The organism is Halorussus salinisoli, assembly GCA_005239435.1.
In the GTDB taxonomy this organism is placed as follows: Archaea; Halobacteriota; Halobacteria; order Halobacteriales; family Haladaptataceae; genus Halorussus; species Halorussus salinisoli.
The window spans coordinates 1-21,845 of the sequence record SZNP01000006.1 but is presented as its reverse complement, the minus strand read 5'-3'; the positions used below and the strand labels follow the sequence as shown (position 1 = coordinate 21,845).

Here is a 21,845-nt window from a genome sequence, read left to right as displayed (position 1 = left end):
CAACGGTATCACGTATCAAACTTGGCGTGGGTTTCACGCGGTCGAAATCCGCAGTATGGGACTAGAATCGGGACTCGATTTCTAAGGTAGTCCGACCGGCGCGGAAAGCCCGGCTTAACCCGACCGACACGACCTTCGATGCCGTCTCGGCCGGCCCCGTCGGCACGTGGACAAGACCGTCGTCCTCCCCGAGTGGGACACCGTCGAGTCCGACGCCCTCGACGAACCGACCTCTGCCCTACGGCTTCGGGTCGAAGAACGCCGCCAGTTCTTCGCCGAACTCGTCGGCCAGTTCCGCGATCGACTCGCCGACCAGCACGACGTAGTCGTCTTCGAGCGCCGACTCGACGCGAACGCCGAGCGCCACGTCGAAGAGACCCTCGCTCTCCAGAAACTCCACGGCCGTCTCGAACTCGCGCTCGCGCTCCACGACGTACCGGTCGCCGTCGACGAACGGACCGTACACCTCCAGGTCGTCGGCGTACTTCTCGTAGAACCCCTCGGCGTGCTGGCGGACGTGGACCGGCGGCCCCTCGTGGCGCTCGACGGCCGGGCGCTCGGCGACTTCCAACTCCACGAGGAGGACCGCCGAGTCGTCGGCGAACTCGTCGGCCCGGAGCGGGTCGAACCCTCGGCGGTCCAACTCGTCGCACACCCCGGCCAGCGACTTCCGAAGTTGGGGATAGAGTTGGTCTTCCACCACGTCGGGCGCGTCGAACCGGAGTGCCACCGGGGTCGTCTCGCGGGACGCGACGTGTTCGCGGACCTCCTCGCCGGAGAGCGGTTCGGTCGGGTCGGGGAAGAACAGGTCCTCGCGGGGGTCGGCGAGGAGTTCGCGGGCGTAGTGCTGGAGGCGCGCGACGTTCTCGGCGGCGCAGACCGCGGCGACGTTGCGCTCGGGGTCGGTCGGGTCGATGACCACGAGCGGGTCGTCGAACTCGGCCCGGCCGTGGTCCTCGGGGTCGAACCGAACCGGCGGGTGCCAGTCGTCGGCGGCCGCCTCGACGACTTCCCGGAACCCGCCGTGTTCGAGGACGAGCAGTTCGGTCAGATAGCCCGAGAACCCCCGCGTCCGGAGGTCGCTCCCGTACGCGCCGATGCCCTTGAGGAACTGCTTGAACAGGCGCACGTCCTCGGCGAGGTCGGAATCGAGTCGCGAGTCGAGGTACTCGGTGTGGAACGGCGTGCGGTCCACGGCCGACTGAATCTCGGTCGCGGAGTCCAGTCGGTAACAGGGCACGAGGTCCACGTCGAAGCCGTCGAACTCGCCGGTCACGTAGGGGTGTTCGGCGAACTCCTCGCGGCCCTCCGGCAGGACGGCGTGGCCCACCTCGAGCCCGTAGGACTCCAACTCCTCGCGCTCCACGTCGGCGGGGAACCGGACGAACAGGTCGATGTCTCGGTCGCCGCTGATCCACGTCCCGCGGGCGGTACTCCCGACCTGAATCACGTCGCCCGCCACGGGCAGGTCCGCGATAGCGTCCTCGGCGCGCTCGGCCAGCGCCGCCACGGCCTCCCGCATCCGGGCGCGTTCGCTCTCCCCGGGGTCGATTTGCTCGCGCACCGCGGCGACCACCTCCTCGAAGTCGTCGTCCTCGCCGGTCATTACCCGTCGATTCTCGGCCCGCGGCCGAAAACGTGTCGTCTCGCCCGCCGAGGGGCAGTAGACGACCGCGCGGTCGTCGCGTTCTCCGCTCGGACGACGCCGATTCGCGCGTCGCCATCGTGGGAACGCCTCACGGCGTCGGGACCAAAGCGAAAGTCCTATTTAATGACTCCCGCATATGCACGAATGTAGCCGGATGCCGTCGTAGCTCAGTTGGTAGAGCGCCACGCTGTTAACGTGGTGGTCCCAGGTTCGAGTCCTGGCGACGGCGCTTCTCTCGGCCCGCTATCGTGAATCGCGGAGCGAGTCGCCTGTGAACCGAGTGGCACCGTCCTCGGCCTGATTCCCGGGTATGTCGTCGCCACAAACCGAAGTGATTTAAAGAACAGACGCTTTACCTGCATCCGAGGGCCTGTAGCTAAGTCTGGTAAAGCACCCGGCTCATACTGACGACTGGAACGTTCCAGCGTCATGGGACACCGGGCGATTCCTTGGTTCGAATCCGAGCGGGCCCACTTTCACCGACTCCGGAAGCCCGCTATCCTCTTCGGAGTCGGCGTCGAACGCCACGACATGAGACGCGAGTCCGTCCTCGGATTGCTCGCCGCGCTCGGAGTCGGCGTGGCCGCCGCCGTGCGCGTCGCCGACTCTCGCCTCGACCGCGCGAACGCCAGACTTGTGGACGAACTCTACTCCGACGCAGACCTTCCGTCCGAGCGGGTCTTCACGGAAGAGGACGTCGAGGGGTTGCCCGACCCCGTCAGACGATACTTCGAGACCGTCCTCACCGAGGGCCAGCGGTACGTCGGGGAAGTCCGGTTGGAGCAACGCGGCGAGTTCCGACTCGGGGACGAGGAGGCGGGGTGGAAACCACTCACGGCGACTCAGCACTTCACCGTCGGCCCGCCGGGGTTCGTCTGGGACGCCGAAATCGAACTGCTTCCGCTGGTGTCGGTCCGCGTGGTCGACGCCTACGCGGCGGGCGAGGGGTTTCTGCGTGCCAAACTGCTCTCGACGGTCACGGTCGCCGAGGCCGACCCCAGTCCGGAGATGAACGCCGGGGAACTGCTCCGGTACTTGGCCGAGGCGGTCTGGTTCCCGACGGCGCTCCTGCCGAGCGCGGGCGTCGAGTGGGAGGCCGTGGACGACCGGTCGGCCAGAGCGACGATAACGGACCGCGGAACGACCGCCTCGCTCGCTTTCCACTTCGACGACCGGAACCGGGTCGAGCGCGTCCACGCCGAGCGTCGGTATCGGATGGAGGACGACGCCTTCGCGCCGTGGACGGGCTACTTCCGTGACTACCGGGAGCGAAACGGCATTCTCGTCCCGACCGACGCCCGGGTGGCGTGGGACCTGCCGGACGGGGAGTCGAGTTACTGGCGTGCGAGGATAACCGACATCGACCACCGAGCGAGCGCCAGTGACCCGCCTCTCGTCGGTGAGGACGACTGACCGACTCCCCGTGGTGGCGAGCGGCGAGCGCGAAGCGCGCCGCCGCTCGCCGACAGAGAACGATATACAGTTGCAAGAGACACGATATTGTTTCTTTAACTACTATGAATGGAGCAAAGACACATAAATAAACGTCCGAACGTCGACCGAAGACCGCCGTCACTTCTCGGCGAACTCGACGTTCGTGAACTCGAAGCGCGCGCCGCCGGACTCGCTCTCGGTGATTTCGCAGTCCCAGCCGTGAGCCTCGACCAGTTGTTCGACGACCGCCAACCCGAACCCGATGCCGACGTTACTGCTCGAATACCCGGGTTCGAAGACGTCTGCGCGCTCCTCGGGGGGAATGCCGGGTCCGTCGTCTTCGACGTAGAAGCCGTCCTCCAGATCGCCGACCCGAACGTCGGCGTTCGGTCCGCCGTGTTCCTCCGAGTTCCGGTAGAGGTTCTCCAGCAGTTGGCGGAGGCGCGAGGGGTCGGCCAGAATCTCGCGGTCGGTCTCGACCGCCAGCGTCCCGTCGGGGTCGAGGTCGTCCCACCACTCCCGGGCCACCTCGCCCAGATTCAGCACTTCGGTCGTGTCCACCGACCCGCCGCGGCGCGTGACGACCAGCAGGGTCTCTATCATCTCCTCGATGCGGTCGAGGGCGCGTTCGACCTCGCGGAACGCCGACCCGTCGTCGCCCTCGCCGACCGCCCTCTCGACGCCCATGTCGAGGTAGATTTGGGCGATCTCCAGCGGATTCCGGAGTTCGTGAGCCAGCATGCTGGCGAAGGCGTCCAGTCGCTCGTTCTGCTCTTCGAGCTTGCGCTCGTGTTCGCGGCGTTCGCGCTCGCGTTCCACTCGGTCGAGGGCGGCCTCGGCGGTGGCGGCCAGCAGGTCGGCGAGTTGCTTCTCGTCCGACCCGAACCCGGCGACTTCCTCGGAGACGACCGCGAGGACGCCGTGACTGCCGAGCGGAATCCAGATGCCGCTTCGGAGCGGCGTGTCTTCGCGGTGTGTGAGGTCGGTTTCCCGAACGTCGTCGAACGCGATGGTCCGACCGTCGGCGAACGCTTCCCAGGTGATGGCGGTGTCGCCGGGTTCGAACGCCGGCAGGTCGCCGAAGATGTCGGCGACGTACTCCGTGTTCGCAGTCGGAACGAGGTGCGCCTCCTCGTCGTCCCACAGGTAGATGGCCGCACCCTCGATGCCGAGTACGTCGGCCGCGGTCCGGAGGACCGACTCGGAGACCGCCGACTCGGTTTCGAGTTGGAGGAGTTCCCGACTCGACTCGTGGAGCGCGGTCAGGGTCTGCTCGAACCACTTTCGCTGGGTGACGTCGCGGACGACTCCGGTCCGGGCGAACCGCGTCTCGTCGTACCGATACGGACCGAACCGAGTTTCGACCGGAATCGTGTCGCCGTCGGTGGTCTGTAGGTCGAACTCCAGCACCGCGTTCTCGGGACGGTCTGCGGCGGTCTCGCTCATCTCCGCGGCGGTTTCGCTTATCGCCTCGCTGTGGACCGTCGAAGCGGGTTCGCCGACGAGTTGCTCGCGGTCGTAGCCCGTCATCTCGCAGAACGCGTCGTTGACCATCACGAACCGCTCGTCGGAGTCGAGCGCGTACACCCCGTCGTCGATGGTCTCGACGATGGTCTCGTAGCGTTCGAGTTCCCGCTCGCGCTCGCGCCGTCGGATTGCGGTCGAGAGGATGTGGGCGATGCTCTGGACGAACTGCACGTCGTGGTCGGCGTACGTTCCGGTCTCGGTGTGGTGGGTGCCGAGAATCCCCCACGGACCGTCGGGCGACCCGATGACAGTGCTGATGCCGCTCTTCACGCCGTGAGTCTCGAGGAGTTCGGGACCGGAGAACCGGTCGTCGGTTTCGAGGTTCTCGACGACGACCGGTTCGTCGGAGATGAGGGTGTAGCCCGCCTGCGACCCGCGGTCGTCGGCGACCGTGGCCGACCCGACGATGCCCTCGTCCCACCCGACTCCGTTCCGGAGCAGGAGTTCGCCGTCTTCGGGGAACAGTTCCAACACCTTGCAGTAGTCGTGGCCGAGCGTTTCGCAGACGAGTTCGACCGCCTCGTCGAACAGGTCGTCGAGCGAGCGGTCGGTGAGCGCCGCCTGCGAGAACTCCGCGACTGCACGCTGTTGCTTGACGCGGTTCCGGAGTTCCCGCTCGCGTTCCTTGCGCTCGGTCACGTCCCGGAGGACGCCGATGCGCTCGTGGCCGTCGTCGGTCGGACGCGCCACGAACGTGACTTCGACTCGTAGCGTGTCGCCGTCGGCGGTCTCCAGGTCGTGTTCGACGGTTGCCGAGGATAGCTCCCCCGCCAGTATCTCCCGCTGTCGCTGCTCGATGGTCGCTTCGATATCTTCGTCGTAGAACCTCGACGGTCGGGTTCCGATGAGTTCCTCGTCGTCGTAGCCGGTTATCTCGGTGAACGCGGAGTTGACCATCGAGAACGTCCCGTCGGTCCCCACCGTGTAGATGCCGTCCTCGACGGTCTCGACGATAGTCTCGTAACGTTCGAGTTCCTGCTCGCGCTCCTTGCGCTCGGTCACGTCGCGGAAGTAGACCGAGAGTCCCGTCTCGGAGGGGTACGCTCTGACCTCGAACCAGGTCGAAAGCGGCCGGTAGTACTCCACGAACGAGACCGGTTCCTGGGTCTCCATCGCTCGCTCGTACTTGCGCTGGAACGTCGTTCCCTCGGCCTCGGAGAACACCTCCCAGACGTTCTCGCCGAGGAGGTCCTCCTCTCGGCTGAGGAGTAGTTCCTCGGCTTCGTCGTTGACGTACGTGAACTGCCAGTCGTCGTTCAGCGCGAAGAAGGCGTCGGCGATTCGGCTGAACACCTCCGAGAGTTCGGTTTCGAGTTCCTCGTGGCGGCGTTCGAGTTCGAACTGGGTCTCTTTCAGTTCGGTGATGTCCTCGGCGGCGCTCACGACCCGTTTGACCTCACCGTCGTCTTTGACCGGGGCCGCGTTGACCGAAAGGTGGACCCGCTTGCTACTCGGTTGCTCGACGATAACCTCCTCGTTGTACACCGGTTCGCCGGTCTCGTAGGCGTGACTGACGGGGTACTCGTCGCGTGTCAGCGGTTCGCCCTCGGTGTCGTAGACGGTCCAGCCTTCTTCTTCGTCTTCTCCGTCGTTTTCGTAGAGGAGTTGGTCGGATCCGACGCCGACCAGTTCGGCGGCCCGCTCGTTCGCCCGCAGGAGTTCGCGGTCGGCGCCTCTGACCGTTACGGCAATCGGACTGGTGTCGAAAATCTCCTCGATGAGCGCCTCCTCCTCCCGGAGTCGCTCGGTCGAGGCGTCCGGGTCGCGGGCCTCTCGAACGAATCCGGTGAACAACTGTTGGCCGTCGCTCACGTGGACGAACCCCGACACCGAGAGGCGCATCTCCTCGCCGTCGGCGGTCACCCACGTCACCTCGTAGGTCTCGTCGTCGAGCGGGGTCCCGTCGTCGCCCTCGGTGTAGCGGTCGAACCACCCGTCGTACCGGTCGCGGAGGCGGTCGGGTACGAACTCGCCGAACTGGCGACCCCGTACCTCCGTCGGTGCGTAACCCAGCAGGTCTTCGACCGCCTCGTTGGCGTAGACTATCGTCCCGTCGGCGTCGGCGGTGATCACCGCGTCGTTGGCCGACGCGACCATCTTCTCGAAGAAGTCGTCGCCGAAATCGGGAGTCGGTGACAGACTTCGGTCCCCTTCCGGTGGCTGTTCGCGGTGGCCTCTCATTCCCTACGTTGGTCTCCCGTTGTGGGTCTTCTAGCTTCGCGGGTAAATAGTACCCACGCCTCGCCGCCCTCGTTCGGGAGTCGCGTTCGAGCGAAAGATCTACGGCCGACCGATCCGTCCACCGACGCGAGATGTCGCGCTGGCGCGAAGTCGTCCGGGAGGAACTGGCACGCTACCGCGAGCAGACGGGGCTGGCGGTGGTCGAACGACAGGACCTGCTGGACCAGTCGCGCGAGCGACTCGAAGCAGAGTTTCCGGAGTCGAACACCCACGGCCAGTCGCTCAGCAAGACGATGCGGCAACTCCGCCAGCACGACGAAATCGCGCAACTCTCGCCCGGAACGTACCGCATCCTCTCGCTAGAGTACGACGACTCCCCGACTCGACCGCCGACGCACCGACGCCCGACACCGTCCCGACCTACACCGCCACCGAGTACGAGACGACCGCGACCGGCAGGCGGGTCCATCCCGAGTTCCGCGAGACAGTCCTCGGCCGGTACGGCGACCGGTGTCCCGTCTCGGGGGTGGACTACGTTGGCCTGCTGGACGTGGCGCACGTCCTCCCGTGGAGCGAGTTCGCCGACCTGCGCGCCGACTTCGAGAACGTGCTGGCGCTCGACAGGACCCATCACGCCGCGTTCGACCGCGGCCTGTTCACCTTCGACTCGGAGTATCGACTCAGGCTGAATCCCGCCTTCGAGACGAACAGCGACGTTCTCCGCCGGACGCTGGCCGACAGAGACGGCGAGGAGATACGGTTCGGCGACGGGACCGGTCCGTCGCCGGAGTACCTTCGACGCCGGAACGAGCGACTCGACTGGTCGCCGACGTAGCTACACCGACGCCAACCGCGCGATGTACACCAGACTCAGGACGTGGTCGTCCACGTCGAGGTCGGCGGGGCCGGGTTTGTCGGGGTCGAAGCTCTCGACTTCGGAGAACCCGCGCATGTACTCCCGGAGGTCCTCGCGGACCCGCTCGGTTATCCAGCCGACTTCCTCGTAGTACTGGAGGGCGTTGCCGGTGTTCTCGAACCCGGCCTTGTTGATGAGGAAGTCGAGCCACTCGAAGACGACGACCTCGGTGCTGTACTGGTCGGGGAGACTGTCGAGATACGGTCGCTCGGGGAGCGCGCCCGCGGCCGAAAACTGGCTCTGAAGTCGGACGAGTTCGTCGCGCTCGCTGTGGCGCAACACCTCCTCGGGCGGCGCGGGCAGCCCCTCGCCGTCGTCGAACACCTCGGGGGTCTCCCGGTTCGGGTCCGCGAGGCGACGCAGTTCGCGCAGGTCGTAATCTCCGGTCGGTGTCGACATGATACTCGGTTACGTTCGGCTAACTCACACCGACCATTTAAGTTTTCTTGCCCGTGGGCTGACGAAGGAAATCGAGAATCGTCGCTCGACCACCCCAGTCTCCCGGAACTGCGGCTCCGACTCCCCTCAGTAACTCGACAGCCACGCCTCCGTCTCGGCGCGTGTTTTCTCACTTCTTCGACCCGGCGCGAGTGGCCGCGCCCACCCGCGCCGCGCCCACCCGTGCAAGAGGTTGGGGAGGCGTGAGGCCATCGCAGTCGCGGTGCCGGGCGGTGCGGTCCTGATCGGTTCGAGCAGCTAGATAGCTTCTCCGTCGCAGTCTTGCGAATACGGTGTTCTTCCGGTTCGCCCGGACCGAAGTCGCCGTACGTCCTGGGTCGAACGACGACCAGCAGACCACGAGAGCCAAAAGAGCAGTTTCTAGTTCCGGCGCTTGCGAGCGACGCTCACGAGACTGACGACTGCGACCACGAGACCGAGGAAACCGGCGGCCTTGCGTTTCACGCCGCCGCTCTCGTCACTGCCAACGTCGTCTTGGCCGATGTCGGGTTCCGGACCGTGTTCGTACTCCTGTTCCTCCTCGAACTCGGTGACTTCCGTCTGCTCGGTGCCGCCGCGACTCTTGAGTTTCCAGACGAGCAGGCCGACTCCGGCCACGACTGCGAGCAGGCCGAGGAGTTTGCCCTTGCCGCCGCCAGACGACTCGGAGTCCGTCGTATCGCCGGTCGACTGGGTGCCTGTCGACGTTTCGCCGGGATACTGATACTCTTCTACGAGGGCTGGCTTTTCGAGATTTATCTCTAGGAGTGCCATACGAGATAGTTCGCCGGTCAGATACGAATAGGTTGCGGCTACTCACTGAATCTGATGGAGGCACGGGAAGGAACTGCCCTCTCGAAGGTGTCGAGAGAGGTGGCGACTTCTCGAACTCTCGACACTGCCGTGAGCCGCGTCGGGTGATTAGGTCGAGTGTAGACACGCAGAGGATTATTAAACCTAATTATAGGGGGATAAGGGAAATATATAGTCACATCGTAGCCGATTTCCGAACCGCGTTCCGGCCCCAATTCTTTCCGCACTGGCCCCTGTAGTACCGACGATGGCACAGTGCGCTGTCTGCGGGGCCGACATCGACAGGGGGAGTCTGGAGGAGACCGATTACCGCGACGAGGAGTTCGCGGTCGCGCAGGTCGAGTACGAGGGCGAGACCTACGTCTTCTGTAGCGCGGAACACCGCGACACCTTCGAGGAGGATCCCGAGGAGTACGCTTAGCTCAGTTTCTCGCTCGCCTCTCGAACCAGACCGTCCAGAATCTCGGGCGTCGTCGGGTGGTACGCCCGGTCGGGAATCTCGCGCACGTCCATCCCCGTCTCCACGACGACCTGCATCGTCTTGGCCATCACGTCGGCGTGGTAGTGGAGGCCCTGATACCCGAGTACCGTGCCGTCGTCGGCGTCCACGACCAGTTTCGCCAGTCCGCGCGGGACCGCCTTGGTCGTGAACACCCCGTCGCTACTGGCCTCGCGCGTGACGGCCACGTAGTCGCGGTCCTCGGCGGCCAGCACCTCCTCGGAGGCCCCGACCCGTGCGAAGGGGTAGACGCCGAGTCCCGAGAAGACGACGTGGTGGTGGGTGTTCCGGTACGGTTTCAGTTCAGCGCCCTCGCGGTGCCGGAGGACGTTCTCGGCCGTCAGGAACCCCTGCTCTTTGGCGACGTGGAGGATTGGTTCCTGACCGTTGGCGTCGCCGGCGACGAAGACGCGCTCGTCGTCGCGGGCCTGCATCGTGTCGCTCACCCACCCTCGCTCGGCTTCGAGCGGGGTGTTCTCCAGTCCGAGACCATCGACTGCCGGACGGCGGCCCGTGAACAGAAATAGCTGGTCGGCCTCGACGGTCTCACGCCGACCGGCCGAATCTCCGCGCTTCACGTGCAGGCGAACCCCGCCGTCTGCCGTCTCCTCCACCGACTGCTCGTAGGTGTCCGTCAGCACGTCCACGTCGAACTCCTCGCGGTAGACGTCCAGCATCGTCTTCTGAAACGCCTCGTCGCCCTCGTCAAGCGGGTAATCGTCGTGTTCGATCACCGTGACGTCCATCTCGGCGGCCTCCGAGAGGTACGGGACCATCTCCAGTCCGACGTAGCCAAAGCCCATCACGACCCCCGAGTCGGGGAACTCGGTCGCGTCCAGCACGTCCGCGCTGGTCAGGTAGTCCACGTCCTCGATTCCGTTCAGGTCCGGCACGTTGACCGTCGAACCGGTCGCGACGACCACGTAGTCGGCCTCGATCTCCCGGTCGCCGACCGCGACGGTGTGGTCGTCCACGAACCGAGCGGTCCGGTGGCGGAACTCGACGTTCTCGCGCTCCGCGAGGCCGTGGACCGCGGCCCGGCGATGCTCCGCGAAGTTGTGAACGTGTTCGTCCTTGGTCGCCACGACCGATTCGAGGTCCACCTCGGGCACGCCCTCGACGCGGTGGTCGTGGCGGGCCTGAAACCGGTGTTCTCCGGCAGACAGAATCTCCTTCGAGGGCATACACCCTTTTAGAATGCAGAGACCGCCACCGGGTTTGCCGTCGTCCACGAGCGTCAGTTCCACGTCCTCCTCGTCGACCAACTCTTGAGCGACTGCCACTCCGGCGCTCCCGTACGCACCGATGATGACGACGTGCGTTGTCATGTTCGAACTGACGACGCCCAGTGGATTTAGATGTTCGCCACTCGGCACGCAGGGCCGGGAGAAGCGTCTCGAAATTCGGGAGGGAACGACCCCGAGAAGCGGAACCGACTACCGAAGTCGCGCCAGCAGGGTCGCCGCGACTACCGCGACGACGGCCGTCACGGGCGTAAAGCCGGGAACGCTTCCGCCGTTGCCCGTGTCGTCGTCTCCGGTACTCGTGGCGTTCGTCTCACCGTCCGACTCGTCGGTGGTCTGGCCGTCGTCGGTCGTCTCGCCGTCGTCGGTGGTCTGCTGGCTGTCGGTCGTCTCCGAGGACGTCTCGTCGCTCGCCGACTCCGACTGCATCGAAACCGTGCGCTCGGAGAAGTGGTTGACCGCGACCAGCACGTCGGTTCGGGCGTCGGCCGACCCGCTCGCCGCGCTCTCGACCAGATACCGCGACTGCTCGCTCCCGACTGCGCTCTTCAGTTGGGTGTAGGTCCGGGCTTCGACCGCGGCCTCGCCGTCAACTGCGACTTCGAGGTCCTCGGTGGCGTTCAGCGCCTTCTCGGAGACGCTGGTGACGAAGACGGTCCCCTCGTGGGTCGTCCGATTGACGGTGAAGGAGACCCCGCCTTCGGCGGTCTGCGCGGCCTCGACCGTGGTGTTCCCGTCGTAGCTCACGGTATCGACCACGGTTTCACCGTCTTCGACCATCACGTAGGCTTCGGCCTTCGATTCGCCGCTGGCTATGAGGTCCTCCTGCTTCTCGTCGCCGTCGTCCTTCCCTTCGGGGTACGACCGGAAGGCGAGGCGGCCGTCGTCGCCGAGTTGCGCGGTCACGTCGCCTTCGTCGTTGACGGTGACGTTCCCTTCGCCGACCACGACGAAGGTACCTTCCGTGCCGTTCTCGGTGGTCACTTCGACCTGCGCGTCGCTCTCCGCGGAGGCGTTCGCGCCCGCCGAGAGGTTGGCGACGACGTACTCCGACTGGTCGCCCGACGCGACCACGAGGACGCCGTGGCCGTTGTCGTGGGCCGTGATGGTCGCGCCGCTGTCGGCGTCGACGCGGGCCTCGGTGTTCGTCGTCGCGCCGACGCCGAGACCAGCGCCTTCGATTCGGGTCACGCCAGACAGCGAGGCCCCGACGCCCACGAGGCCGCCGTTCTCGACTTCGCTCTCGGACTGGACTTTCACGGAGTCCAGCATCGTCTCGCCGTGGACCGCGTAGTCGGTCACGGCGCGCTCGGAGGCGTCGAACGAGACGTGGGTCCCGGCGTAGGCCTGCCCGGACGCCTGTCCCGCTGTCGCGGACGCGGGGGAAGTCGTGGAGGGTGCGATACTACCTGCGACGACGGAGGGTGCGATACTCGCGGTTACGACGAGTACCAGTAGGGCGGTTGCTAATCGCTTCATGACGGTCGTCCGTGAATCAGCAATCGGTAATACGTCTTCTGGCCTCTTCGAAGCCGAGTGACGAAATCTTCCGGCGTCGGTGGACAAATAGGGCCTCTGATGCCCGAGTCTGTCCATCGGAGCGTCGTCGTCACCGCGAGATCTCGCCACCCTCCTCGGCCAGCACGGTCTCGACCTCCTCGCGGGTGACGACCGCCACGTCGCCGGGAATCGTGCGCTTGAGCGCGGCGGTCGCAGAGCCGTATTCGAGCGCGGTCGCCACGTTATCGCCCGCGAGGCGGCGCGAGAGGAACGCACCGAGGAAGGCGTCGCCCGTCCCGATGGGGTCCAGGGTGTCGGTCTCGATGGCGGGTTGCTCGTACACGTCGCCGTCGTGGCGCGCCAGCGCGCCCTCCTCGCCGCGAGTGACGACGACCGTCTCGAAGTCGAACTCGTCGGCGAGTCCCGCGGCGATGTCGGCGGCGTCGCCCTCGCGGCCCAGCACCTCGCGGGCGTCGCGTTCGGCGACCAGCAGGAGGTCCACGTCGGGGAACAGCGATTCGAGGGTCTCGCGGGCCTCCTCGGGGTCCCAGAGCTTCGACCGGTAGTTCACGTCGAAACTGGTCGCGGTTCCGGCGTCCTGGGCCGTCGCCAGCAGGTCGGCCGTGGTCGATTCGAGCGTCGAAGAGAGCGCGGGCGTGATGCCGGACGTGTGGAACGCCTCGGCCTCGCGGACGCGCTCGACGGGCAACTCCTCGAACTCGGCGGTCGTGACCGCCGCGCCCTCGCGGTCGTAGATGACGTTCGACCCGCGGGGCTTGCCGCCGTGTTCGAGGTAGTAGGTCCCCTGTCGGCCCTCGTCGGTCCACACCACGTCGGTCTCGACGCCGTGTCGCCGGAGGCCAGCCACCACGCGCCGCCCGAGCGGCGAGTCGGGGAGTTTCGAGGTCCATGCCGCGTCCGCGCCGAGACGCGCGGCCGCGACCGCGACGTTGCTCTCCGCGCCCGCGGCCCGGAATTCGAGGTCGTCGGTGGTCTCCAGTCGCTCGCCGTTCGGCGGCGAGAGCCGTAACATCGTCTCGCCGAAAGTCACGAGGTCGGTCATACCTCGTTCGTCACCCCGGCGTGCAATAATTTACTCGGTTGTGGAGACGTTTTCCGTGAGGTTCCGCCGGGCGCTCGACCGAGGCGGGCGCGGGCGAGTGCCCGCGCCCGCTACAGGATTATATCCCATCTCCTCAACAACATATGGGATAGTTAGAAGTTTCTGTACATTGCTCAAGAACAACTGGCGTCCCTTCCACCCGCGAGTTCCCGGCGATACTTTCCACCGACGGACGCGCTCGGCGTGACAGGTCAGGGGGAGGACTGAAAGGGTCGCCCGGTCGCGTAGCGCAGGTCTCCTCGCTCGCCGGCCTCGCTCTGCTCGTCAACTGTCGGGAGGCCGCGATGAATGCCCGCACTGTCGGGTAGTTTTTGTCCGCCGAACCGCAACCCTCGGCCATGGACCGAATCGAGGCCGCCGCCCGTGACCTCCGAGAGGCCGACGCCGCAGTCGCGCTGACCGGCGCTGGGGTGAGTGCGCCCTCCGGCGTGCCGCCGTTCCGCGGCGAGGACGGAATCTGGTCGGAGTACGACCCCGACGCCTTCGACGTGTGGCGCTTCCGCCGGGACCCCGGCGAGTTCTGGTCCGACTGGCTCGACCTCCGAGCGGACCTGCTCGACGCCGACCTCGAACCGAACCCCGCCCACGACGCGCTCGCGGGCCTCTCGACGACGGGCCACCTCGACGCCGTCGTCACCCAGAACATCGACGGCCTACACGACGACGCCGCGGCCGACCGAGGCGACGACGCCGGTTCGGACGAGGTAATCGAACTCCACGGCAACGCCCGCCGCGCGGTCTGTCGGAACTGCGGGTGGACGACCCCCGCCGACGACGCCCGGGAGCGCGCCGATTCGGGCGACCTTCCGCCGCAGTGTGCGGTCTGCGACGGCGCGCTCAAGCCCGACGCCGTGCTGTTCGGCGAGCAACTGCCGAGAGACGCGCTCGCCCGCGCCCGCCAACTCGCGGCCGACAGCGACGTCGTGGTGGTCGCCGGGTCGTCGCTCACGGTCGAACCCGCCGCCTCGCTCCCCGCGGAGGCGGTCGACCGCGGCGCGACCCTGATCGTGGTCAATCTCGACGAGACGCCGCTGGACTCCCGGGCCGACTACGTGTTCCGCGACGACGTGACCGAGGTGCTTCCGGCGATTCGGGACGCGGTCGGCGAGTAGAAATTGCCGGTATCGCGTCGTCCGAGCAGAAGTTGCATCCATCCGCCGACATAAATCAGTGGCCTTCTTCGTTCCGAGCGACCATGACCGACGACGACCGCGGCATCCACACCGACAGCGTCCACGCGGGCCAAGACCCCGACTCTGCCACCGGAGCGCGGGCACCGCCCATCTACCAGACCACCTCGTACGTCTTCGACGACGCCGAACACGCCGCCTCGCTGTTCGCGCTCGAAGAACCGGGCAACATCTATAGCAGACTCACCAACCCGACGAACGCCACGCTCGAAGAACGACTCGCCACGCTGGAGGGCGGCGTCGCGGCGCTCGCCACGTCGAGCGGGATGGCCGCGCTCGACCTCGCCACGTTCGTCCTCGCCGGGGAGGGCGACAACGTGGTCACGGCGTCGTCGCTGTACGGCGGCACCTACACCTACTTCACCCACACGGCCCCGCGCCGCGGCGTCGAGGCGAAGTTCGTGGACACGCTCGACTACGAGGCCTACGACGAGGCCATCGACGACGACACCGCGTACGTCCACCTCGAAACCATCGGCAATCCCGCGCTGGTCACGCCCGACATCGAGCGCATCGCCGCGATTGCCCACGACCACGACGTGCCGCTGCTCGTGGACAACACCTTCGCCACGCCGTACCTCTGCAACCCCATCGAATACGGCGCGGACCTCGTCTGGCACTCCACGACCAAGTGGATTCACGGGAGCGGTTCGACCGTCGGCGGCGTCCTAATCGACGGCGGCACCTTCCCGTGGGAGGAGGGCGACTACCCCGAAATCGCCGACGAGAACCCGGCCTACCACGGCGTCAACTTCCGCGAGCGGTTCGGGGACGCCGCGTTCGCCTACGCCGCACGCGCCCGGGGCCTCCGGGACCTGGGCAACCAGCAGTCGCCGTTCGACGCGTGGGTCACCCTCCAGAAACTAGAGTCGTTGCCACTTCGGGTCGAACGCCACTCCGAGAACGCCCTCGAAGTCGCCCAGTTCCTCGACGGCCACGACGACGTGGCGTGGGTCAACTACCCCGGACTGGAGAGCCACGAGACCCACGAAAACGCCAGCGAGTACCTCGACGGCGGCTACGGCGGGATGATAACCTTCGGACTCGAAGAGGGATACGAGGCGGGTCGCGCAGTCACCGAGGAGACCGAACTCGCCAGTCTACTCGCCAACGTCGGCGACGCGAAGACGCTCATTATCCATCCCGCGAGTACGACTCATCAGCAACTCACCGAAGAAGAGCAACTGGCGAGTGGGACGACGCCGGATCTGGTTCGGTTGTCGGTCGGTATCGAGGACGTCGAGGACGTAATCGCGGACCTGGAGCAGGCCATCGAGGCGGCGAGCTAGAACGCCTGAAAGTCAGTACGAATCGCTACTCTTCCCCGCGCCGCCCCGCGTGCCCGGGGTAGTCGCGCTCGAACCGGTCTCCGATTTCCTCCTCGCCGAACTCGACGACGACGGGGCGACCGTGCGGGCAGGCGTAGGGGTTCTCGCAGTCGTCCAGCGCCGCGAGCAGTTCCACGACCGACCCCTCCCTGAGCGACGTGTTGCCCGTAATCGAGGGGTAGCACGCGAGGTCCGCCAGCAGGTCGTCGGCGACCGCTTCCACGGTGTCGCCGCGGTCGTCGGGGTCGGTCGAGACGAACTCGCCGAGGGCGTCCCGGAGGAGTTCGGGGTCGAGCGTGGCGTCCAGCACGGTGGGAACGGTCCGGACGACGACGATTCTCTCGCTTTCGCCCTTCCTTTCGGCCCGGAATCCCAGACGTTCCAGCGCCTCGCGGTACTCCTCGAAGACGGCCGCTTCGCCCGCGGTCAGTTCGAGTTCGACCGACTGGGCCAGCATCTGGGTTGTCGCGTCGTCTTCGAACTCGGCGCGGAGTCGCTCGTAGTTGACTCGCTCGTCGGCCGCGTGCTGGTCCACGAGGACCAGTCCGCCGGGCGTCTCGGCCACGACGTAGGTGTCGTGAAGTTGGCCCAGAATCCGCATCCGCGGCAGGGTCTCGAACTCCGGGTCGGCGGTCGTCTCGCCCGCGAGCGTCCCGGACTCGGTGGGTGCCGAGAACTTCCGGTCGAGGTCCGCGGCGGCCGTATCTCGGTCGCCCGCGCTCGCGTCACGGTCGTCCGCGCTCGCGTTGCGTTCGCTCGCGCCCTCGCGGTCGCCCGTCCGCAGTTCTGCGTCCGCGTCCGGACCTTCGCGGTCGCTCGCACGCGAACTCGTCCGCGTGCGACCGGGCGACCCGTAGGAGGCGTCGCCGGTCGCAGACGAACCACCGGTTGGAGATGCATCGCCGGTTGGAGATTCGTCGCCGGTCGTTGCGCCAGTCGCGGGCGAACCCCCGGTTGTGGTCGAACCGGTTCCAGCGTCCTTCGAGGCCGTCGCGCCAGTCCCGACGCTCTCCGAGGCGTCGAGCGTGGACTGCTCGCGTCCCGCGTTCTCGTCGCTGGGATTCTCGCCTCCGGCGGTCAGTTCGGCCTGTTCGCTCTCGTCGCCCTCGCTGGTGGTGGCGTCTCCGCGCTCTGGTTCGACGCTCGCCTCGTCGGGCGCGCTCCGGCCGCGGGGGGCCGACGACCGGACGAGTCCGTGGTCGAGCAGGGCGTCCTCGACCGCGGTCTCGACGGTCTCCTTCACGGCCCCTTCGTCGCCCCACCGGACCTCCATCTTGCGGGGGTGGACGTTCACGTCCACCTCGTCGGGGGCCACCTCCAAGAACAGGACCGCGAAGGGGTAGCGTTCGGCCGAGAGTTGGCCGCCGTAGGCCGAGAGGACCGCGTCCCTGACGGCCCCGGAACTGACGTACCGGCCGTTGACGTAGGTGGACACGTACTCGCGGGTGCTACGGGTGGTCTCGGGGTCGCTGACGTAGCCCGAGACCGTGACGCCGCGGTCGGTCTCGGTCTCGACTCGTATCATCGACGTGGCGACCTCCCGGCCGTAGACCGACAGGAGCGCCGACTGGAGGTCGCCGCGGCCGGTCGTGGCGAACACCTCGCGGTCGTCGTGGGTCAGCGAGACCGCCACGTCGGGGTTGGCCAGCGCGTACCGGGTGACGACCGTGTTGACGTGCGAGAACTCGGTGGTCGTCGTCTTGAGGTACTTCCGGCGCGCGGGGGTGTTGTAGAACAGGTCCGTGACCTCGACCGTGGTCCCCTCGGGGCACCCCGCGGGACCCACGGACTCGACCTCGCCGCCCTCCATCCGGAGTTCGGTGCCCCTGCGTTCTCCGTCGCTTCCCTCTCCCCGCGGCTTGGAGGTGATGGCGACTCTGGAGACCGCGCCGATGGTGTGTAGCGCCTCGCCGCGGAAGCCCAGCGTCGTCACTCCCGCTTCGAGGTCGCCGATGTCGTCGATTTTGCTGGTGGTGTGCTCGCGGACCGCGGCCCGGAGGTCGGCCTCGCTCATGCCCACGCCGTCGTCGCTGACCGCGATTCGGTCGGTGCCGCCGTTCTCGACGGTCACGTCGATTCGGTCGGCGTCGGCGTCGAGGCTGTTCTCGACCAGTTCCTTGACGACCGAGGCGGGGCGCTCTACGACCTCGCCCGCCGCGATTTGGCGAATCGTGGCGTCGTCGAGTTGGGTGATTCGCTGGCTCACGTGTAGTCACGCGTTTCGAGGAGGCGGGACTACTAAAACGTCCGGTGGTTCCGAATCGTACACCGGGGTTCCGCGTCCGTTTCGTCCTCGAAGCCTTCAGACGCTCCCACGGAGTAGCAGTTACATCTGCTTCGTCCTCCAAAGCCCTGAGAAACTCCTGCAGAGTCACAATTATAGGTACTTGGTCCTCGAAAGCCCCCGGGACGCTGGACCGGCCGGGCCTCGCTGTGCGCCTCGTCGCTCGCTCCGCTCGCTCCTGCGGTGCTTGCGTCGTCCGGGCCGGGTCCAGCGCCCGGCCCCTTTATCCACCCCGTGGAGTGGTCGGCCAGCTATCGCTCGGGGGATTGGTTAGTTGGCGGTCGCTCGGTGGAACGTTCCACCTCGGCGCGTGCGGGCGCGACGGCCGCGCCGTCGCGCCCACCGCGCGAGGGACGAGGACCGCAGCGTAGCGAGGACCGCAGGAGGTTGGGGAGGCGTGAGGCCCTCGCGGTGCGGTGCTGTGCGGTAGACTCCTCGGTGTCGGCAGTAGCTAGCTCCGTGTCGTCTGCTCCGGTCGATACTTCGTGGACCGACCAAGAACCTGTGCCGGCAATATAGAGGAATCTATAAGGAATGGAAATACGATATAAAGAACGAAAATTATTTCTCTAACTTGACAAAATACATCTACGCCTCCTTCCGCGCCTCCTCCAGGGACCCGAAGAACCCGTAGTAGGCGACGACGCCGCCGGCCAGCGACAGGTGGTAGGCCCACGTCGGACCCTGAAGCACGTCGAACAGCACCGTCACGACCGCGACCCACACGACGGCGAACATGAAGTCCGCGACCATGCCCGACCGGTGTTCGCGGACGTGGTTGCGGACGCGTTCGCGGACCGTGGCGAAGTTCACGACTCGTCCTCCCGTTCGTCCACGACCAGCACCGACCGGTGAGTCGAGCGGAGGACGCGCTCGGTGACGCTGCCGAGGAGCATCCGACGGACGCCCGACCGGCCGTGACTGCCCATGACGACGAGGTCCACGTCGTGGTCCTCGGTGAAGTTGGCGATGACCTTGTGCGGTCGGCCGCCGCGGAAGTGTTCCTCGACCGGGAGGCCCCGCTCCCGGCCGCGTTCGGCGACGTGTTCGGTCGCCTCCCGGGCGCGGGCTTCGAGTTCGTCCATCTCGCCGAAGCGCCCGGCGCGGATGCGCTCCACCTGTTCGGTGCCGAGACCCGTCCCCACGGCGTCGGTGTCCACGACGTAGAGGGTGTCGACCGCGGCGTCGAACTTCTCGGCGACGTCGAGGGCTTCCTCGACCGCCAGCTCCGCGGTTTCGCTCCCGTCCGTCGGAACGAGAATGCGTTCGTACATCTCAGTCGTCCCCCGAAACGCGGCCGCCGTCAGACGCGAGGTCTGACGAGCCCCGGCTCTCTTCGCTCGCCGGGACGCCGTCGGTCGAAACGACGTCTTCGGCGCTCTGTTGTTGGCCCATCGGCTCGGGGCTGTGACACTGCCGGACGATGCGCTTGATTCGCTCGGGCGGTTCGTCGGTCGCCAGCGAGACGCCGATGGTGACGGCGAACACGATGGGCGTTCCGGCGAGCGCGGCCCCGACTGCCGGGAAGACTTCGGCGTAGGCCGGCACGACCGGCCCGGCCTCGGTGGCGAAGACGAGTTCGTTGAACACGGCCGCCGTCCAGATGACGAGACCGGTGGTCATCCCGGCCAGCGCGCCCTGTCGGTTGGCGTTCTCCCACCAGAGACCGAGGAAGAACATCGGGAACAGCACGAGTCCGGCCAGCGAGAAGGCGAGCGCGACCAGTTCGCCGACCAGCGCAGGCGGGTCGAGCGCCGTGACCGTCACGATAGCGCCCAGCACGACGATGGTCACGCGACCGATGAGGAGTTGCTGGCGCTGGGTCGCGTCGGAGTTGATGATGTTGGTGTAGATGTCGTGTGCGGCCGCCGACGAGGCGGCGATGAACAGTCCGGCCGTCGTGGCGATGGCGGCGGCGATGCCGCCCGCCGCGACGAGGCCGACGAACCACGTCGGGAGGTTCGCGAGTTGGGACGCCAGCACGACGATGACGTCGCCTTCCGCGCCGCTCATGCCGCTCGCGCCGTACACGTCACCGACCTGCTTCGCGTAGAGGTCGGTGCCGAACGCCGCGAAGGCGGGGGCGCTCAGGTAGAGCAGGCAGATGAAGAACAGTCCCCACACGGTCGACCAGCGGGCGGTCCGCTCGCTCTCGACCGTGTAGAACCGAACCAGCACGTGCGGGAGACCGCAGGTGCCGACGATGAGCGAGAACGCGGTGGCGACCCACAGGTAGAAGCCGCCGGTCGAGAACGGTTCGGTGAACTCGCTGTTGAGTTGGCTCAGGAGTGCGCCGTACTCGATCTGGGGCAGGACCGTCGAGTAGCCCTGCGTGAAGCCGACGGCGTACAGGCCCGCGAGGAACGCCACGATGAGGATGACGTACTGGACGGCCATGTTCTTGGTCGCGCCGAGCATCCCCGAGAGAGCGAGATATCCGACCGTGATGGCCATCAACAGGACGACCATGGTGGCGTAGTCGCCGCCGAAGACGTAGATGCCGACCAGTCCCATGCCGCGGGCCTGTCCGACCGAGTAGACGAACCCGATGAGGATGGTCGTCAGCGCCGCGATGGCCCGGGCGGTGTCGGAGTCGAATCGGTCGCCCACGAAGTCGGGCGCGGTGTACTTCCCGAAGCGACGCATCTGGGCCGCGAGGAAGATGAGCAGGATGAAGTAGCCCGTCGACCAGCCGATGACGAACGCGAGTCCGTAGTAGCCCGACAGCGCGATGAGCGCGGCCATGCCGAGATACGACGCGGCCGACATCCAGTTGGCACCGATCGCCATCCCGTTCTCGACGTTCCCGATGGACCGACCCGCGACCCACAGGTCTTCGGTGTCGGCCACGCGGAACACGTATCCGATTCCCAAGAACAGCAGCAGCATCCCGGAGACCATAACCGCTGGAATGGCCTTGAACGAGGCGTTGAGCGCGTCCGGCAGGAGGTCCAGCGGTGTGAACATCATCGGTCGGACCCTCCGTCAGTCGTGACCGCCCCGGCGTCCGGTTCCGCTCGGTCGGCGGAGTGGTCGATGCCGTACTTCTCGTCCAACTGGTCGCGCTTGCGGGCGTAGACGAACGAGAGGACGAGCGCGCCCGTCGGCGCACCGATTGCGGTCAGGAAGTAGTGCAGAGGGAAGCCGATGACGGTCGTACTCGTCATGAAGTCGGTCGCCAGGTACGTCGCCGTCACGGGGCCGAAGACGAACAGCGCCCACGCGGCGAACATCGTCCACACGATTCTGAGGTGGTCCCGCATGAACGGGGTCGCCGGTTTGAAGATGTTGACTCGTGCGTCGAGGTAGTCGGTGTCGTCGGTCCCGCGACCGGTCGCGACGCCGCCGTCGGTCTCGACCTCGGCGTTCTCTTCTCGATTTCGGGAGTTATTCTCTGACATGGACTTTCGCGTTTGAGTTTGTCTGCCACATGGTTTCGTTCGCGGTTCGACTGGTTTCGTTCTGAGCGTCGAAAGGAGAGGAGTTCTCAGTCGTCGCGTACTTTCGTCGCTATCTCGTCGACGACCTCGGGGTTCCGGAGCGTGGAGGTGTCGCCCAACTCCTCGCCGTTGGCGACGTCCTCCAGCAGGCGACGCATGATTTTGCCCGAGCGGGTCTTCGGGAGCTCGGGGGTGAAGACGACCGCCTCGGGTCGGGCGATGGGGCCGATGGCGTCTTCGACGCCTTCGACGATGCGGTCGCGCATCTGGTCGTCTTCCT

The 21,845-nt window shown here is 66.6% G+C and carries 18 protein-coding genes and 2 tRNA genes; 7 read left to right on the top strand and 13 right to left on the bottom strand.

What is annotated here, in order from left to right; genetic code table 11:
* Positions 1–238: 238 nt before the first annotated feature.
* Entirely contained in the window at positions 239–1,606 is a 1,368-nt protein-coding gene (gene cca / locus E2484_RS17010) for a CCA tRNA nucleotidyltransferase (protein ID WP_137286391.1), read from the bottom strand.
* 198 nt (positions 1,607–1,804) lie between these two features.
* Here cca and E2484_RS17005 point away from each other — a divergent pair.
* From E2484_RS17005 to E2484_RS16995, 3 genes are all read left to right on the top strand, one after another.
* Positions 1,805–1,877, top strand: a tRNA-Asn gene (locus tag E2484_RS17005).
* Positions 1,878–2,014: 137 nt separating this feature from the next.
* A tRNA-Ile gene (locus E2484_RS17000) sits at positions 2,015–2,121 on the top strand.
* A gap of 58 nt (positions 2,122–2,179) precedes the next feature.
* Positions 2,180–3,061, top strand: a complete 882-nt coding sequence (locus tag E2484_RS16995) for a DUF6920 family protein (RefSeq protein WP_137286390.1) — start codon at positions 2,180–2,182, stop codon at positions 3,059–3,061.
* A 159-nt stretch (positions 3,062–3,220) separates the two neighbouring features.
* Here the strand turns inward: E2484_RS16995 and E2484_RS16990 are convergent, their stop codons facing one another.
* Entirely contained in the window at positions 3,221–6,790 is a 3,570-nt protein-coding gene (locus E2484_RS16990) for a PAS domain S-box protein (protein ID WP_137286389.1), read from the bottom strand.
* Positions 6,791–6,836: 46 nt separating this feature from the next.
* Here E2484_RS16990 and E2484_RS16985 point away from each other — a divergent pair, with 46 nt between their 5' ends.
* Entirely contained in the window at positions 6,837–7,625 is a 789-nt protein-coding gene (locus tag E2484_RS16985) for an HNH endonuclease (RefSeq protein WP_137286388.1), read from the top strand.
* Here E2484_RS16985 and E2484_RS16980 read toward each other — a convergent pair whose 3' ends face one another.
* Together E2484_RS16980 and E2484_RS16975 are read right to left on the bottom strand one after the other, a co-directional pair.
* Positions 7,626–8,105, bottom strand: coding sequence for a FlaD/FlaE family flagellar protein (locus E2484_RS16980; RefSeq protein ID WP_137286387.1), 480 nt, complete (start codon positions 8,103–8,105; stop codon positions 7,626–7,628). It lies immediately after the preceding gene.
* Between the two features lie 420 nt (positions 8,106–8,525).
* Positions 8,526–8,918 carry a hypothetical protein gene (locus E2484_RS16975; RefSeq protein ID WP_137286386.1) on the bottom strand — a complete coding sequence of 131 codons (393 nt, stop codon included), beginning with the start codon at positions 8,916–8,918 and terminating at the stop codon, positions 8,526–8,528.
* 286 nt (positions 8,919–9,204) lie between these two features.
* On the opposite strand from E2484_RS16975, the gene E2484_RS16970 reads away from it, so the two are divergent.
* Positions 9,205–9,378, top strand: a complete 174-nt coding sequence (locus E2484_RS16970; protein WP_137286385.1) for a YHS domain-containing protein — start codon at positions 9,205–9,207, stop codon at positions 9,376–9,378.
* On the opposite strand, the gene E2484_RS16965 is transcribed toward E2484_RS16970, so the two are convergent.
* From E2484_RS16965 to kdgK1, 3 genes are all read right to left on the bottom strand, one after another.
* Positions 9,375–10,784, bottom strand: coding sequence for a dihydrolipoyl dehydrogenase family protein (locus E2484_RS16965; protein WP_137286384.1), 1,410 nt, complete (start codon positions 10,782–10,784; stop codon positions 9,375–9,377). The two genes, E2484_RS16970 and E2484_RS16965, sit on opposite strands and share 4 nt — an antisense overlap.
* Before the next feature lie 108 nt (positions 10,785–10,892).
* The gene (locus tag E2484_RS16960; RefSeq protein ID WP_137286383.1) at positions 10,893–12,179 is read right to left on the bottom strand and encodes a PGF-CTERM sorting domain-containing protein; all 1,287 of its coding nucleotides are present in this window, start codon (positions 12,177–12,179) and stop codon (positions 10,893–10,895) included.
* A 130-nt stretch (positions 12,180–12,309) separates the two neighbouring features.
* The gene (kdgK1, locus tag E2484_RS16955; RefSeq protein WP_137286382.1) at positions 12,310–13,263 is read right to left on the bottom strand and encodes a bifunctional 2-dehydro-3-deoxygluconokinase/2-dehydro-3-deoxygalactonokinase; all 954 of its coding nucleotides are present in this window, start codon (positions 13,261–13,263) and stop codon (positions 12,310–12,312) included.
* Positions 13,264–13,661: 398 nt separating this feature from the next.
* Between kdgK1 and E2484_RS16950 the strand changes: the two genes are divergently transcribed.
* Complete coding sequence (locus tag E2484_RS16950) at positions 13,662–14,435, top strand: SIR2 family NAD-dependent protein deacylase (protein WP_137286381.1); 774 nt, start codon at positions 13,662–13,664, stop codon at positions 14,433–14,435.
* A gap of 83 nt (positions 14,436–14,518) precedes the next feature.
* Complete coding sequence (locus E2484_RS16945; RefSeq protein WP_137286380.1) at positions 14,519–15,802, top strand: O-acetylhomoserine aminocarboxypropyltransferase/cysteine synthase family protein; 1,284 nt, start codon at positions 14,519–14,521, stop codon at positions 15,800–15,802.
* Between the two features lie 25 nt (positions 15,803–15,827).
* Here E2484_RS16945 and mutL read toward each other — a convergent pair whose 3' ends face one another.
* The 6 genes from mutL to E2484_RS16915 form a co-directional block, all read right to left on the bottom strand.
* Positions 15,828–18,047 (bottom strand): DNA mismatch repair endonuclease MutL, encoded by a 2,220-nt coding sequence (mutL, locus tag E2484_RS16940; protein WP_137286379.1) that lies wholly within the window; start codon positions 18,045–18,047, stop codon positions 15,828–15,830.
* Between the two features lie 666 nt (positions 18,048–18,713).
* Positions 18,714–18,938, bottom strand: a complete 225-nt coding sequence (locus E2484_RS16935) for a hypothetical protein (protein ID WP_137286378.1) — start codon at positions 18,936–18,938, stop codon at positions 18,714–18,716.
* A complete protein-coding gene (locus E2484_RS16930; protein ID WP_137286377.1) occupies positions 18,935–19,399 on the bottom strand; it encodes a universal stress protein in 465 nt (154 codons plus the stop codon). The genes E2484_RS16935 and E2484_RS16930 overlap by 4 nt, the downstream gene beginning before the upstream one ends.
* A 1-nt stretch (position 19,400) precedes the next feature.
* Positions 19,401–21,095, bottom strand: coding sequence for a VC_2705 family sodium/solute symporter (locus E2484_RS16925; protein WP_137286376.1), 1,695 nt, complete (start codon positions 21,093–21,095; stop codon positions 19,401–19,403).
* Complete coding sequence (locus E2484_RS16920; RefSeq protein WP_137286375.1) at positions 21,092–21,526, bottom strand: DUF4212 domain-containing protein; 435 nt, start codon at positions 21,524–21,526, stop codon at positions 21,092–21,094. Before E2484_RS16920 ends, E2484_RS16925 begins: the two co-directional genes overlap by 4 nt.
* An 86-nt stretch (positions 21,527–21,612) precedes the next feature.
* On the bottom strand, positions 21,613–21,845 hold a 233-nt coding region (locus E2484_RS16915; RefSeq protein WP_449272307.1), incomplete at its 5' end, for an AMP-binding enzyme.

Coding starts and splice junctions, on each gene's coding strand:
- cca (WP_137286391.1), bottom strand. CDS start 1,606: ATGACCGGCGAGGACGACGACTTCGAGGAGGTGGTCGCCGCGGTGCGC.
- E2484_RS16930 (WP_137286377.1), bottom strand. CDS start 19,399: ATGTACGAACGCATTCTCGTTCCGACGGACGGGAGCGAAACCGCGGAG.
- E2484_RS16975 (WP_137286386.1), bottom strand. CDS start 8,918: ATGGCACTCCTAGAGATAAATCTCGAAAAGCCAGCCCTCGTAGAAGAG.
- E2484_RS16925 (WP_137286376.1), bottom strand. CDS start 21,095: ATGATGTTCACACCGCTGGACCTCCTGCCGGACGCGCTCAACGCCTCG.
- kdgK1 (WP_137286382.1), bottom strand. CDS start 13,263: ATGACCGACCTCGTGACTTTCGGCGAGACGATGTTACGGCTCTCGCCG.
- E2484_RS16980 (WP_137286387.1), bottom strand. CDS start 8,105: ATGTCGACACCGACCGGAGATTACGACCTGCGCGAACTGCGTCGCCTC.
- E2484_RS16965 (WP_137286384.1), bottom strand. CDS start 10,784: ATGACAACGCACGTCGTCATCATCGGTGCGTACGGGAGCGCCGGAGTG.
- E2484_RS16990 (WP_137286389.1), bottom strand. CDS start 6,790: ATGAGAGGCCACCGCGAACAGCCACCGGAAGGGGACCGAAGTCTGTCA.
- E2484_RS16995 (WP_137286390.1), top strand. CDS start 2,180: ATGAGACGCGAGTCCGTCCTCGGATTGCTCGCCGCGCTCGGAGTCGGC.
- E2484_RS16950 (WP_137286381.1), top strand. CDS start 13,662: ATGGACCGAATCGAGGCCGCCGCCCGTGACCTCCGAGAGGCCGACGCC.
- E2484_RS16920 (WP_137286375.1), bottom strand. CDS start 21,526: ATGTCAGAGAATAACTCCCGAAATCGAGAAGAGAACGCCGAGGTCGAG.
- E2484_RS16970 (WP_137286385.1), top strand. CDS start 9,205: ATGGCACAGTGCGCTGTCTGCGGGGCCGACATCGACAGGGGGAGTCTG.
- E2484_RS16945 (WP_137286380.1), top strand. CDS start 14,519: ATGACCGACGACGACCGCGGCATCCACACCGACAGCGTCCACGCGGGC.
- E2484_RS16960 (WP_137286383.1), bottom strand. CDS start 12,179: ATGAAGCGATTAGCAACCGCCCTACTGGTACTCGTCGTAACCGCGAGT.